The sequence below is a fragment of the Burkholderia alba genome, from assembly GCF_034721475.1.
Taxonomy (GTDB): Bacteria; Pseudomonadota; Gammaproteobacteria; order Burkholderiales; family Burkholderiaceae; genus Burkholderia; species Burkholderia alba.
This window is the reverse complement of sequence record NZ_JAWJWL010000033.1, coordinates 1-13,561: the sequence shown is the minus strand read 5'-3', so window position 1 is coordinate 13,561 and position 13,561 is coordinate 1. Positions and strand designations below refer to the sequence as shown.

Here is a 13,561-nt window from a genome sequence, read left to right as displayed (position 1 = left end):
TCATTCCAGCGAGATGCGCAGGGCCGCCGCCGTGGCGGGCGGCGCCGTCAGCGCGGTGAAGATCAGCAGGGCGCCGAGGATGGAATAATGCCCGCCCGGCGATTGTCCCGCCTCGGCGGCACTGACCGCGCCGGTGCCGAAGATCAGCGCCGGGATGGAAAGCGGCAGCACCAGCAGGATGATCAGCACGCCGGCACTGCGCAGGCCAAGCGTGAGGGCGGCGCCCACCGAGCCGAGCAGGCTCAGCATCGGCGTACCCAGCAGCAGCGTCGTACCCAGCACGAGCTGGGACGACAGGCTCATGCCGAGCATCAGGCCGATCAGCGGCGCGGCTACGACCAGCGGCAACCCGGTCAACGTCCAGTGCACGGCGGCCTTGGCGCAGGCGATCACGACGCCGCTGTGGCCGGACAGCAGCATCTGCTCTAGCGAGCCGTCGGCGAAATCTCCGGCATACAGGCTGCCGATCGATAGCATGGTGGCCAGCAGCGCACAGACCCAGACCACGCCGGGTGCCATCTCGCGCAGCATCCGCGGCTCGGGCCCGACGCCCAGCGGGAACAGGCTGACTGCGATGACGACGAAGGCCATGGGCAGCAGGGCCTCGATGCGCCGGCGCAAGGCCAGCCGCAGATCGCGCAGGTAAATGGCGAAGAAGGCGATGCGCATCTCAGCAATATCGATCGAGGTTGACTTCCTTCGGCCGCAGCGCTTCGATATCCAAGATTTGATGGCTGGTCAGCAGCGTGGTGCCGCCGCGGTTCGCATGTCGGTTCAACAGGGCATGGAGCCGCGCGACGCCGTCGGCATCGAGCGCATCAAAGGGTTCGTCGAGGATCCACAGCGAAGGTCTGTCGTCGTCCGCGAGACGGGCCAGCGCGACACGGCGCCGCTGGCCCTGTGAAAGAGTGCGTACCGTCGTGCGACGGTGGCTTTGCAGCTCCCACGCTTCCAGTGCAGCTTGTATCGGCAAGTCGCCGCCAGGCCGACCGTGGATGCGCAGCAGGAATTCGAGCGTCTCGCTCACCGTGAGGTCTTCCTTCAACGCGTTGGCGTGAGCGACGTAGGTGAGCTGCTGGCGAAAGCCGTCGGCCTGCCGTACCGGTATGCCCCCCCAGCTTATCTGCCCGGCATCCGGGGCCGACAAGCCGGTCGCCAGCCTGAGCAGGCTGGTTTTGCCGCTGCCATTGTATCCACGCACCCACAGGATTTCTCCCGCTCCCACCTGGAAATGGAGATCCTTGAAGAGGAGTTTGCTGCCCCGTCGGCAGGCGAGCCCGATGGCGGTCAACCGGGGTGGGACCGTCGTGGGGCGAGGATCGTCGCTATACGGTTGAATGGACATATTGGCAGCGGTCAATCGAGGGCGATCGGGCGGCTCTGCATGGGGTACTTACGCATCAAGGTGAGAGCGAGTCACGAGCGGCGCATGGTGGCCGGGCAGTCGAGAGTCGACATGCTGCCTCCTGCGTGATCGCTTCCGTCGTGGTTGCCGGCAACGGGGATCGACTGGAGCGCTGAATTCCATTACAGAGTTTTCAGATACTCGATCAATGCCCGGCGTTCTGTATCGGTCAGCGACTGCGTGAATGTATGGCCGGCATTGCTATTTCCATACAAATTGCTGTTATAGATCATGCGCGACTGGATCTGCTGATCGGTAATAGGCGGCGGCGTCTGGAAAGCCAAGTTTAAATACTTCGCTGCGACGTTGTTCCAGGTCGAGAACAGTTGATCTGGCGTTGCCTGACCGTCACACGGGACATACGGAATGGCCGTCTGATTATTGGTGCAATTAACGGCCGTGTAGCGCCACCCGAGATTCTGGAAGTCGTAGGACGCGTAACTGTAGTCGTAACCCTGATTCTTTCCTCCGATGCCGGCGGCGCTGTAAATACGCTTCCAGCCGTTCGGGCGATCGCTCGGCTTCAGCACTCCCCAGAGATTGGGTACGCTTCCGTTATGGAAATAAGGCGCATTTGCCCAAGCGCCGTATAGCGGAGGCGCAACATAACCGATCGGCTTCGCCCATTCGTTCGGTCCGATTGGAGAGTAGGTCGGGGCAATTCCGTTGTCATAGGCGGCGCGGGGGATGCGACGTAGCTCGCTTGCTGTAAGGTCCACGGGATTCAACAGATTGTCGCCGTAGTACGTACGCCAGTTGGGGCTAAGTTCGTTGTATGCCCACCATGACGATGCCCATGCACGACGCTGGAAGTCGCTGGCCATCAATTGCATTCTTTGCGGATCGGTTTGAATCGTTTCGATCGGCGTGACGACACCTGCCACGCCTTTCAGGCGCGGATCAGGGAGGTATTTGGGATCGTTCACATATTTCGGCGAATACACGCCATGACAACTAGCACAAGAGCCGTTGCCTGCCGGCTTGGGAATGTCGGCGTTGGCCGCATTGGCCCAAAGATCGCGTTCGTGGAAGATCACGGCGCCTTGACTTGCAAGCGTCGTATCGATCGGCTGCGGATACGGAGGCGGCGATAACGACAGCAGGAAGTTATTGATATCTTCGAACTCGGGTTCCAATGCCCGTCGCTGTGTAGCGGTGCGCGCAATGTTGGCAACGCCGAATGCCATCTCGGAATGGACGTTGTCGGAAGTCAGCGCGCCATCCCAGAACTGCCGCGTCTTGAAAACACGGGTCCACCAGTTTGGCGCCTTTGTCATCCCGCCCGCCGGGGAGTTGGCCTTGTACTCGAGCGCGTTCGGCGCCAGCATCAGGTTGTCCATATCGAACAAGGCCGGTAGCAGCGTGATGAGGCCGATTGCATCGCTCGAACCGCGTCCGACGCTCCACGGGATCGGCAGCAACACGCCGGGCGAGGTGAGAATGTTCGAACGAAACAGATCGGAAGCAAGGAGCCCGGCGTCATTCGCGCTATTGGAATGACCATAGGTGAATGCGGATTCGTTCGCCGAACCCAGGCGCGAATCATGGCAAGCCGAACACGAAGCAGCAATCATGCCCGTCCACTTGCCGTTATCGTCCTTTCCTTGAATCAATCCGAGCGGCAACTGGCCGCTGCCACCGTTCGTCGCATTGGGATCCTCGCCAGGCATCGGATACGGATTGCGGAACGGAGCCGGATAAAATCCATATCGCTTGGCGACTTGATCGTCGAAATCCGCCGGACGCTGCGCATAGCCCCACACTTTGTAGATGGTGGCGTAGGTTGACGCCAGGCTCAGCGGCTGGAAATACTGACGCGTTTGTAGGTCGTTCTGACCGCGCGCGACACTGGCCCGCCATGCGCCGCACGTTATCGGTCGAGGCGGCAAGACCGTGAGATAGGGAGATGGCGGATTATGCAAATCGACAAAAAAGGCATTAAATTGCACAGCGGCGTTCGGATTGCTATTGACTCCCGGTACGACCAGGGTACGCGGATCGGTCGGCAGCAACGCCGAATCAGACTGGCCGTTGCACCCGGCCGCTAGCGGAGACCTGATCGGCGCCTGATCGAGTAACTGCTGCGCCGCCGCGGCATGAAACAAAGACATCAAGGCGACGAACACACCTGTGCTGGCGGCCAGCCCTTGCTTTGTTCTTACGTTCATTGCACGTCTCCACTATCTGTCTTCGGCCCCCTCACGTTAGCTATTCCGTGTCTGGGTCGATATCGTCCGAAGCGACGAAATTTAAAACCCGGATCGAAGCACGCGATGAATCGAGCTGGGCGTGGAGCGTCGGGCATGAGGTCGAGGCGCCCTCCGACGGGCAGATTTCGTCTCCGCGCGGGATGTTAGCCGCCAGCCTTCGCTGGTCGGCATGGTTTGAGCAGGCACCAGGGCCAATGAAATCGAAGCCGATATGCTCGGATCGTTTGTCGCTACCGCCGGTGATCTGTGCCATCGATGCCGTCCACAGGGCACGTCATGACATGCCGCTCCTCGCAGGCAAAAGTCGTCGATTTCGGCCTGCCGTGCTCGCGTCACCGAGCCACGACAATCCACGCTGCATGCATGATCTGCAGTCCCGTGGAAATAGACGGATGCTCCACGCCGCGCCTGCTGCGCGGCAGCGCATCATTCGCCGTGCCACCGCTGCAAATAGAAATACAGAGGAAAAGCATCGCCCTTGCTGTCCATCACGCCCAATACCGTGTGGTCGTCCAGGCGTTTGAAGTGGTCGATGATGGCGTGTTTGTCGTAGACCATTGCCGCGGTGGGTAGGGTTTCACCAGGGGCCAGAATCATGCGCAGTCGCGCAGCACCCATCGCATCGTTAACGACTCTACGGCCCTGGTCGTCGCGACAAATAATGGGGGCGACATCCTCCGTGCTGTTGAAGTCCTTGCCGCACCAGCATAGTTGGGTCAATAGAGTTTCGCCGGGATGGCCGGTGTTGAACACGCCGCCAGTCCAGCCGCCCTGCATGAAGTCGCAGTCGGCCGGCGCCAGGCCGGCGAACCACTCGGCAAGGTCTTGCGGTGCAATGCGCTCGCTGCGACCGCGCGCCAGCATCTGTTCCAGTTGCGCGTTCATTCGTTCATGTCCAGTAGTCCTTCGGAGGGGGAAAATACCAGCACCGGCTTGACGACGCGGCCGGCTTCCATGTCGGCCACCGCTTCGTTGATCGCGTCAAACGGGTAGGTTCTTACCAGTCGCCGCAGCGGCATCTGCCCCTGACGGAACCAGTCCAGCATACGCGGCACGAAGCTGCGCGGATCCGCATCGCCTTCGATCGTGCCGCGCAGCGTACGGCCGCTGAGCATCAATGCATTGTGATTGAAGTTCAGTGTTGCCTCCGGCCGGCCGACACCGGCGCAGACCAGTTGTCCGCGCGGCTGCAGCAGGTGCAGGAAGGCATGCTCGATCAATGCCGGGTGTCCGGTGGTGTCCAGCGCATGGCTCAGTCCGGTCCAGGCGGCTACCGGTTCCGTGGCAGCCTCGATACCGCATACTGCAACAGTGGCGCCAAGTTCTCGAGCCAACGTCAGCCTGTTTTCGTGCAGATCCACTGCCAAGATGCGGCGGCAACTTGCTATGCGTGCCGCCATGACAGCGGCAAGACCCACGGTTCCGCAGCCGAATACGGCGACAGCGGAATCGGCATCGGGTGCCAGCACATCGATCATTGCGCTCATGCCGGTTTGCACGCCGCAGGCCAGCGGCACCATCAGCGCTGGCGGCAGGTCCGGGTCGAGCGGAACCAGATTCGTGACCGACGCAATTGCGTGTGTCGCGAAGCTGGACTGGCCGAAGAAGTGGCCGGTCAACGGATCGCCATGCTGACTGACTGGAGAACTGCCGTCGAGCCGACGTCCCTGCAGGCAGAATCGCGCCAGGTGTCGGCAGTACGCCGGTGCACGGGCGGCGCAGGACGGGCAATCGCCGCAGGCGCCGAAGCTCACCAGCACGCGTTGTCCGACATGGAAGTCCGCGGCCTCGGGCCCGATCGCCTCGATTACGCCAACCCCCTCATGCCCAAGAACCGCCGGCAGCGGCGTACGTAGATGCTGGTCGCGTGCAGCCAGATCTGTATGGCAGATGCCGCAGGCAAGCATCTGTAACCGGACTTCACGTCGACGCGGCTCGGCCTCGAGCGTGCAGTCCTCGATCGAGAAGCGGTTGGTCTCGCGTCGCGCAATAGCCGCCTGGATTTTCATGTCGCCAATGGCCCGAAGGCTTCGTGTCGGGCGACGCCGCCGCCCGCCGGTAGCGGGCCCGCTTGCGCTGCGTTAAGCAAATCGCCCTGCCCAACGGGAATGAAGCCCTTGCACGAGCATTGCTGACGGTGAACCTGATCATGGTTGAAGGTCATCATAGTGACGCTAATATTGCAGCGCGATGCCGGGCGCACCATCGTCTGATTCGACGAAATGTACCGACTGGGGCCGACGCAGCGAGGACGGAAGGTTGCAAGGTACGGGAAGATCGAGGGCTATATCGCGCCCAGCCTGCTCGGTGACGACGCGGCGGCGATGTTCGGGCTCGCCGCGCCCGCGACGCTCGACGGCCGGACGCGGCTCGTGTCGAAGAACGAAATAACTGCGAATGAGCCTTTGTCGTGTAGTGCCGTGCAGTTTTCACGTACTGAATAGAGGAGGCGGCCTTATCGTGGGTAGGGTATTCGCAGTTTATACGTTCAAATAGCAACGTATTCGCGGAATTTACGTTCAAACCCGGGAGTATGTTGTAGTAACGCAACCGGCGATCAAGCTGGCCAAATCTACCGCGAAGCCACGCCACAGCTCAATGTGAGCACAATTGGCCGTTCACAGATTATTCGTTCATATTCGCAGTTATTTCGTTCTTCGACACCTGGTGAGCCTCTGGTTCCGGTCCGCGATCGCGCTGCGGTTGACGGGGGAGGGGATCGCCACGCTCGGTGAGCTGGTCGCGTTCTGCAATCGTCGCGGCGGCCGCTGGTGGCGTCGTGTGCCCCGTATCGGCGCGGGTCGCGCGCGCGTGCTGGTGGCGTGGCTGCGTGCGCACGCGCCGTCACTCGGCGCAACGATTGCCGCCGACGTTGAGGCGAGCGACGCGCTCGTGACGGCGACGTCCGAGCCGGTCGAACTGGTCCCGGCCGACGGCGGCCAGCAGTTGGCGCCACTCGAACGCTTGGCACTCCCACATGCTCTGTCCGGCGCGCGCGGGACCAACCGGGCGTCGGCGCTGTCCTATCTGCGCGCTGCGCACGATCTCGATGCGCAGCGTGCGTATCTGGCGCGCTATGACGACCAGGCTTCCACGCTGCGGGCGTATACGCGTGAGCTGGAGCGCCTGCTGCTCTGGGCCGTGACCATCCGCGGATCCGCGCTGTCGTCATTGGCGGTCGAAGACTGCGATGCTTACAAGGCGTTCCTGATGTCGCCTGTCGACGCCTTCGTGGGCCCGCCCGTAGCACGCGTGTCCGGCCGGTGGCGCCCGTTCGCGCTCGGTGGTCAGTTTTTGTCACCACACGGCCGGGCCTCAACCGTCAATTGCCTCCAGGGCATGAATCTCTTGCCTACGTTCCAAATTCCTCGACGCTCGTCTACGGTGAGCGAGATGCCGTATTAATTGATACGCCTCTTACCGTCGACGCTACACAGTCGCTGATCGATTGGATCGTTTCCAGCGGAAAGAACCTGACCACGATCTACCTGACTCACGGCCACGGCGATCATTTTTTCGGCACATGATCAAGGCTCGATTCCCGCACGCACGGGCTATTGCAAGGCCGGCGGTGGTGCAGCACATGATCCGGAAATGAGTTCGCCCTTCGTCGACGAGTTCTGGATTTCACGCTTTCCCGGACAGGTGCCTAAAGTACGTGAAGCGGCCGAACCGCTCGCCGGCAATATGTTTGAACTGGAAGGCCATGAACTAATCGCAATTGACACGGGCTATACTGACACAGCGTTGTCCACGAGCCTGCACGTCCCGTCTATCGGCTTGGTCGTGGCCGGCGATGTGGCTTACAACGGCGTCCACCCCTTCATGGCAGAAGGTACTCCTGAATCCTGGCCTGACTGGATTGCCGCGCTGGACAAGATCGAAGCGTTGAAACCGCGCTTCGTGGTGGCCGGCCACAAACGTTCTGGGCTCGAAGATCATCCGGGAATTGTCGGCGAGACGCGCGCCTACTTCCGGGATTTCATCCGCATCAACAGCGAGACGACGACCGTACGCGAACTGTTCGACCGGATGATGACGCTTTACGGTGATAGAGCCAATCCCGGTTCGCTCTGGGGTGGAGCGACGGTCGCCAAATCTCTGCGAGGCATCAAGATCGTCTCTTCCACGTGATCCACCGGAATGTCGTCATGAAACCGCTTATCGCCGCGCTGTTCGCTAGCATCTTCTCCACACCGGTCATGTCGTTTGCCCAACAATCGAACATGCCGGACGTTCACTAACCAAAATCTACGGAGCGTTCCATGGAATCCAACAAGCAGATTGCACTGCAAGCGTTGACGAGTGCATTCATCGACCGGGATCCCGGTGTGGTTGACAAAATTTTCGATCCAAATTACGTCCAGCACAATCCGACTATTCCGAATGGCCCAGATGCAATCAAAGCGCTGATCCCGAAACTACCCAAGGATTTCTCATACCAGCCGGGCATGGTCGTGGCCGAAGGTGATCTCGTGATGGTCCACGGGCGTTACGTTGGCTGGGGGCCGAAACCGATGGTTGGCGTGGATATTTTCCGTGTGAAGAACGGCAAGGTGATGGAGCATTGGGACGTGCTGCAGGAAGAGGTTCCGGCCTCGACGTCCGTCAATGGCAATCCAATGTTTTCTGCATCGGAAGGGAAGTAAGCCGTACCCGTATGTGGTGGATGGGTTTCGATTCGTCATTGTAGTAAGCACCGCTGGCACATCTCGCGTGGGCATTGTCACGTTGGCGCAGGCGGGATAAAGCCGTAGTGTTCAGCCGGTCGCTCAGGCTGCGAAAGACGGATCTTGGGTCATGCCAGTGAAAAGTCGCCAAGTTTCGAACTGCGTCGCGAGCTGCTTGCGAGTAAGCGCGCGATCAGTACCGTCTTTCGCTGAATGGATGGGTGCGGCAATCTGATTCCCATCAAATTTTGATGGGAATCAGATTAATGGAACCGAAGGCCAAAGGCCAGCAACCGGGATCAAGGAATTACACGCAGGAATTTCGGGAGAGCGTGGCGACCGAAGCGAACGACCCGAATCGCTCAATCGCTGAGGTTGCTCGATCTTATGGCTTGAACGCCAATATGGTTGCGCAGTGGCGCCGGCGAAGTCTCGAGGCTCGTCAGGCTAGAGCTGACGAACCGATGTCCTGCGCGGAATTGCTGTCGGTATCCGTGAAAGCTCGCGATCATGCTCATGCATGCCAACCCGCATTCCGCCGCCTCGGTTTGCAGTTGCACATCGAGCCTACGGCGAAAGCCGAACTGAAGTTGACGAGACATGGCTGACTTTGGAATGAAGGGTGGCGCGAGAAACCCTAGGTATACCGACAAGCAAATCGCTTTATTCAAGATCGCCGCGTCAGCGTATAAAGGGGCTCAAGAACCCACTCGTATAGCTTGCGTGTGTCGAGCAATATGTCTCCTTCGACACGCATGCCGTCTTGCAATGGGACCGGCTCTCCATACGCGCTGACGGTTTGCGAATCGAGTGCGACGGTGATCTGGTAGAAACTCTCGGATCGGTCAGGGTCACTCGCTTGCGTGAACGCTTGCAACTGCTCTGGGCCTAGCGCGGTGTGTGCGATCTGCGAAACCGTGCCTTTGTATTCGCCGAATTTCTGGTAGGGAAACGCCTCGTACCGCAATTCAACCGGGGCACCGACTTTTACGAATCCCACGGCTTTGCTTGGCGCAAATAGCTTCACATCGAAGCGCCCCCTGTGGCAAAAGAGACATCAAAGCGGTCGACCTTCAACCGTTTTGCGTCGGACACGCTCATCCCGCCGAACTTGCTTCGCCACAGGTAGTAGCTTGCTTCGGAAAATCCATGCTGACGGCACAGCTCCTTGACCGGCAAGCCTGCCTCCGCCTCGCGCAGGAAGCCAATGATCTGCTCTTCGGTGAATCGTTTCTTCATGTCCAATCTCCTAACTACGTGATTGGACTCTAAAGCGTTGCGCTACTCAAGGGCGGGGGGACGTCGGTGACAACGCCCTCGTGTCCTCAGATGCGTGGGGCCGCTCCACAGGTTGACATTCAACGCGGTTACTCAGGTCAAGTTGAAGAGATCACTTGCACACTGAATCCGATGGGTTCGTCTGACAGTGCCGTTAGCAATATTGCGAACTGTAAACATTGCTGGTTGCCTAATATTGTCTAGTATGGTGTAGCGTAAGTAAGAGTCGAGTGGTTGTGAAGCAGCCCCATGAGCATGACTCTTACTCTTCAATTTTTATACGGAGTGAAACATGGTTTCAGTTCGCGGGATGGTGATAGGGGTAGCAACTGTGATAGGCATGGCATGCGAAATGCAATCAGCTTCTGCGTGGACTGACGACAATCCCTCTGCAGCGAGTCAATGCGTGGCAGCAGACGTCAATGATGCCGGTACCGTCGTTGAAAACTGCAAGGTAGCCGACGCATCGATTGCATATGTGGTGCTTTCGGGGAGCGCGACACAGTTGTCGCCTTTATCAAGCACGCCGGGAGGTGCACCTTGTCACGCACAGATGATTAACAACGCTCAGTTAGGGCGTGAGACCGTTGCAGGCTGGTGTCAGGATGCCAATCTTGTGAAGCAAGGTGTCGTCTGGTCATCTATTTCTCCGGGTTCTCCCTTACAGTTAACGCCGCTGGGGGGCTTGCTCGGAGTAGGGGCTGGCGTCAGAACAGAAGTAACCAGTGTTAGCGCACAGGGTACGGTGGTTGGAAGTAGCATTGACGCCAACAAGAATGTCACACCGGTTTACTGGGCCGCAGGTTTTGGGGTTGCCAACGCTTTGGCCGTGCCGCTACTCGCCCAGCAGACCAATTGTGTTGCGATCTATATCAACAACGCGGGGACGCCCTCGGTGGTAGGGTCCTGTCCTGCTGCGAATGGCAAAACGAGCGCGGTGTTGTGGACGAATGTGTCGTCGGCATACACCACGCTTCCTGTACCAAGTGGGGCAAGTTATTGCGTCGCACAACAGATCAATCTAACCGGTCAGATCTTGGGCAACTGTCTGTATGGTGATGATTCGCGTCGTGTGGTGCTGTGGGGCACGGGTGGTACCGGCCCCTCGGTGCTCGCGACTATTAATGGCGTAACCGCACAAAGATCAGTCGGAGCGTATGTGAACGATAGTGGTTTGGTAGCAGTAAATTTTCTTGGACAGGGTGCGCAGGCCGGTTTCAGCGAGCCGGCAATATGGAACCCATCTAGTGCTAACGCATCGGAGATAACCTTGCCATCCGGCGCGATCCACGGTGAGGTTCTGGGCGTTGGTGACAACGGGAAAATGGTAGGGAACTTCGAGACCTCTGGAGGCACGATACATCCGTTTCATGTTGAGCCTGGAAGCTTAACCGCTGTGGATGATGGATCTCCAGAGGGTGGCGCGAACGCGGAAGTCAGAGCCTATTCGGTCGGCGGGACAGTGGAAGTTGGCACAGCCGAAAGTGGCAATGAATCTGAGCAGAGTATCGTACAGAGCATTCCGTAAACTGCATTGGTAAGCGATGGGAGGTAAAAATGACTAATCGTCTGGTGGTATCAACTATGGTTCTTTGTTGGTTGGGAGCTCAGGTCGTAACAGCGCAGGCAGCATCATCGACAGCGAAACCTGCAATGACGGAACCTGCCCATGATATATACGTCGTCGTGATGTGCAATTACTTCCCTGTTGACCATCCGCAAGTCTTTCCTGAAAGTGGAATCTCGGAATCTGCTGCGGGGACTGACAATGCCATCGGCGGTTACTGTAACGGACCGACTATTCAAGACGACATTAATAGCCAAGATCAGTAGAAATTTAGATGCAGTAATTTAACGGCTGCCCCATCAGTTGAGCTTCCCCTGAAATTTCGCCTTCCAGCAGGTCGCGTATAAACTCGACCCAAAGGAAGGAAAGCAGAGATGTTCAAGGTACCGTCAGCGAGCAACTGCACTACGCAGTCAAGGTCACAGTTCTCCAGAACGCCCGCTTCAAATACGCGTGCCAGCATTGCGAAACCCATGCCGATCGTGCTTGCGCCCATGCCCATGCCAGTACAGCCACTGCCGGGGAGCCACGCAAGCGCGTCGATGATTGCCACCGTCACGACCGGGAAGTACGTCGACGGCACGCCGCTGTATCGGATGGCGGATGTGCTGGCACGCTCGAACGTCCCAGTCAGTCGCGGTACGCTGGCGAACTGGATCATCCGGCCCAGCGAGCTTCACTACGGCAGGCTGTACGACGCGCTGCATAAAATGCTGCTGTCGCAGTCTCTGATCCACGGTGACGAAACGACGGTCCAGGTGTTCAAGGAACCCGGCAAGGCCGCGCAGAGCAAAAGCTATATGTGGTGCTTCCGCAGCGCCGAGGATTGCGCTGAGCCGGTCGTGCTGTTCGAGTACCAGCCAGGGCGCGGTCAGGAATATCCGAAGGCGTTCCTTGGCGATTACGCCGGTATGTTGATGTCCGACGGCTATGCCGCGTGGCGCACGCTCCAGAAGGCGACGCACTTCGGATGCATGGCGCACGCGCGACGGGCGTTTACCGACGTCCTCAAGGGACAAAAGAACAAGCCCAGCCTGCGCGTCGCCAAGGCGCTCGAGTACTTCCAAGCGTTGTACCAGGTCGAGGCTCTTGCCAAGGGCAAACTGCCCGATGGCGAAACGCGCGTCCGACTACATGTATCGGCTGTGGCAGCAGCACAGCGTGCCGCTGCTCAATGCCTTCAAGGCATGGCTCGACGAGCTGGCGCCGAAGGTGCTGCCTGAAAGCCTGCTTGGCAAGGCGATCAGCTACTGCCGAAACCAATGGCTGTACCTGAGCCGCTACGTGATGGATGGTCGCGCCCCCATCGACAACAACGTCATCGAGCGAGACATCCGACCGTTCTGTACCGGAAGAAAGTCGTGGCTGCATTGCGACACCGTTGCCGGCGCGAAAGCAAGTGCGATGGTCTACAGCCTGGTCCTGACGTGCCGCGCCTGCGGGGTCGAACCGTATGCGTATCTGCTCCACGTACTGACGGAATTGCCGCAACGCGCACCAGACACCGACATCAGCGATCTGCTGCCGTTCAACTACGCTAAGCGGCAAGCCGCGGCGAGCGTGAGCTGACGCGCTGAACGAGTGCCGATCGCTAGCTCGGCGCTCACACCGAACTCCACGCCACCGACATCGCCGGTCGATCTCGACCGCCGCGGTGCGGCTATGCTCGTCTGTCGATTGCATGCCGCCCCTCATTACGTGTGCTGAATTGCGCGCTTACAATCAATCGAGATGAAGTCAACCTGTCATTCAGGACCCTATCGACCTCAGTCCAAATCAAACAGTGCACGATCGGTGGGGCGCGTTAATCCACTGTCAAGTATGTACCGAAAAACGGATTCGTCGAATTCGCTGCGTTTGATCGCCAGCAGCACGGCCTCGCCGATCAATTGGATTTTCAGAATGTGATTATCGACTATTTTCTGAGAGAAATGCAGCGGATGGTAATGATCAGATGCCTTGATGTGACGTATCACCGGTGATTTGGCAATGATCGAAGAGGACTTTCTGGCTGACATCACTCGGAATTTTGTTGATGACATGACAATACCTCTCACTTGTTTAACGTTGATTGACGAAATCTAGTCCTACCCCTACGATTTCCAGGCTCATCAGACGCGAGGAAAAGTACATTCCCGGCTGCGCGTACGCTACGCTCTTGACAACCGCCCGGGTCAGCGAGACTCATCGGGAACGGCGTGACCGGCCGCACGGCAGACGGGAGTTAGCGCCGGGTACGGAGAAACTCGCGCAAACATATGAGCCTTTATCGTTTGAAGTCGTTGGCTTGTGATTGGTCGAACTGGTCGGACGAGGTTTCAGCGAAATTTCCGCGCCCGGCATTGGCGTCGCATAAGCCGGACTGCGTAGCGACATCCGACGTCGAACGTTGTACCTCACGCTCATGAACTAAGCGCACGCCTTCGCGCAG

At 58.9% G+C, this 13,561-nt stretch carries 14 protein-coding genes and 3 pseudogenes; 8 read left to right on the top strand and 9 right to left on the bottom strand.

Going from position 1 to position 13,561, the window contains the following annotated elements; all coding sequences use genetic code 11:
• The 6 genes from ccmB to RZR99_RS27435 all read right to left on the bottom strand — a co-directional run bounded on the left by ccmB (window position 1) and on the right by RZR99_RS27435 (window position 5,624).
• Window positions 1-669 carry a heme exporter protein CcmB gene (gene ccmB / locus RZR99_RS27460; protein WP_323122924.1) on the bottom strand — a complete coding sequence of 223 codons (669 nt, stop codon included), beginning with the start codon at window positions 667-669 and terminating at the stop codon, window positions 1-3.
• 1 nt (window position 670) lies between these two features.
• Complete coding sequence (ccmA, locus tag RZR99_RS27455) at window positions 671-1,360, bottom strand: cytochrome c biogenesis heme-transporting ATPase CcmA (RefSeq protein ID WP_323122923.1); 690 nt, start codon at window positions 1,358-1,360, stop codon at window positions 671-673.
• 167 nt (window positions 1,361-1,527) lie between these two features.
• Window positions 1,528-3,573, bottom strand: coding sequence for a rubber dioxygenase RoxA (gene roxA / locus RZR99_RS27450; RefSeq protein WP_323122922.1), 2,046 nt, complete (start codon window positions 3,571-3,573; stop codon window positions 1,528-1,530).
• 40 nt (window positions 3,574-3,613) lie between these two features.
• Window positions 3,614-3,868, bottom strand: coding sequence for a hypothetical protein (locus RZR99_RS27445; protein WP_323122921.1), 255 nt, complete (start codon window positions 3,866-3,868; stop codon window positions 3,614-3,616).
• Window positions 3,869-4,041: 173 nt separating this feature from the next.
• Window positions 4,042-4,500 carry a DUF4334 domain-containing protein gene (locus RZR99_RS27440; protein ID WP_323122920.1) on the bottom strand — a complete coding sequence of 153 codons (459 nt, stop codon included), beginning with the start codon at window positions 4,498-4,500 and terminating at the stop codon, window positions 4,042-4,044.
• Complete coding sequence (locus RZR99_RS27435; RefSeq protein ID WP_323122919.1) at window positions 4,497-5,624, bottom strand: NAD(P)-dependent alcohol dehydrogenase; 1,128 nt, start codon at window positions 5,622-5,624, stop codon at window positions 4,497-4,499. The genes RZR99_RS27440 and RZR99_RS27435 overlap by 4 nt, the downstream gene beginning before the upstream one ends.
• Window positions 5,625-6,276: 652 nt before the next feature.
• Here RZR99_RS27435 and RZR99_RS27430 point away from each other — a divergent pair.
• The 5 genes and pseudogenes from RZR99_RS27430 to RZR99_RS33390 all read left to right on the top strand — a co-directional run.
• A pseudogene (locus tag RZR99_RS27430) lies at window positions 6,277-6,903 on the top strand (phage integrase family protein); the annotation flags it as partial.
• Complete coding sequence (locus tag RZR99_RS33395; protein ID WP_407655510.1) at window positions 6,879-7,142, top strand: MBL fold metallo-hydrolase; 264 nt, start codon at window positions 6,879-6,881, stop codon at window positions 7,140-7,142. The pseudogene RZR99_RS27430 and the gene RZR99_RS33395, both read left to right, overlap by 25 nt.
• Window positions 7,143-7,209: 67 nt before the next feature.
• Window positions 7,210-7,749, top strand: a complete 540-nt coding sequence (locus RZR99_RS27425; RefSeq protein WP_323122918.1) for an MBL fold metallo-hydrolase — start codon at window positions 7,210-7,212, stop codon at window positions 7,747-7,749.
• Window positions 7,750-7,880: 131 nt separating this feature from the next.
• Complete coding sequence (locus tag RZR99_RS27420; RefSeq protein WP_323122917.1) at window positions 7,881-8,264, top strand: nuclear transport factor 2 family protein; 384 nt, start codon at window positions 7,881-7,883, stop codon at window positions 8,262-8,264.
• A gap of 272 nt (window positions 8,265-8,536) precedes the next feature.
• The gene (locus RZR99_RS33390) at window positions 8,537-8,893 is read left to right on the top strand and encodes a transposase (RefSeq protein ID WP_407655509.1); all 357 of its coding nucleotides are present in this window, start codon (window positions 8,537-8,539) and stop codon (window positions 8,891-8,893) included.
• 59 nt (window positions 8,894-8,952) lie between these two features.
• Here RZR99_RS33390 and RZR99_RS27415 read toward each other — a convergent pair whose 3' ends face one another.
• The gene (locus RZR99_RS27415; RefSeq protein WP_323122916.1) at window positions 8,953-9,312 is read right to left on the bottom strand and encodes an HlyD family secretion protein; all 360 of its coding nucleotides are present in this window, start codon (window positions 9,310-9,312) and stop codon (window positions 8,953-8,955) included.
• Between the two features lie 44 nt (window positions 9,313-9,356).
• Window positions 9,357-9,524: pseudogene (locus tag RZR99_RS27410) on the bottom strand (transposase); the annotation flags it as partial.
• A 331-nt stretch (window positions 9,525-9,855) separates the two neighbouring features.
• Between RZR99_RS27410 and RZR99_RS27405 the strand changes: the two are divergent.
• The 3 genes and pseudogenes from RZR99_RS27405 to tnpC all read left to right on the top strand — a co-directional run.
• Complete coding sequence (locus RZR99_RS27405) at window positions 9,856-11,091, top strand: hypothetical protein (RefSeq protein WP_323122915.1); 1,236 nt, start codon at window positions 9,856-9,858, stop codon at window positions 11,089-11,091.
• A gap of 29 nt (window positions 11,092-11,120) precedes the next feature.
• Window positions 11,121-11,396, top strand: coding sequence for a hypothetical protein (locus RZR99_RS27400; protein ID WP_323122914.1), 276 nt, complete (start codon window positions 11,121-11,123; stop codon window positions 11,394-11,396).
• Window positions 11,397-11,518: 122 nt separating this feature from the next.
• Window positions 11,519-12,699, top strand: a pseudogene (gene tnpC / locus RZR99_RS27395) (IS66 family transposase); the annotation flags it as partial.
• A 197-nt stretch (window positions 12,700-12,896) separates the two neighbouring features.
• Here tnpC and RZR99_RS27390 read toward each other — a convergent pair.
• Window positions 12,897-13,148 carry a hypothetical protein gene (locus tag RZR99_RS27390; RefSeq protein ID WP_323122913.1) on the bottom strand — a complete coding sequence of 84 codons (252 nt, stop codon included), beginning with the start codon at window positions 13,146-13,148 and terminating at the stop codon, window positions 12,897-12,899.
• Window positions 13,149-13,561 lie beyond the last annotated feature (413 nt).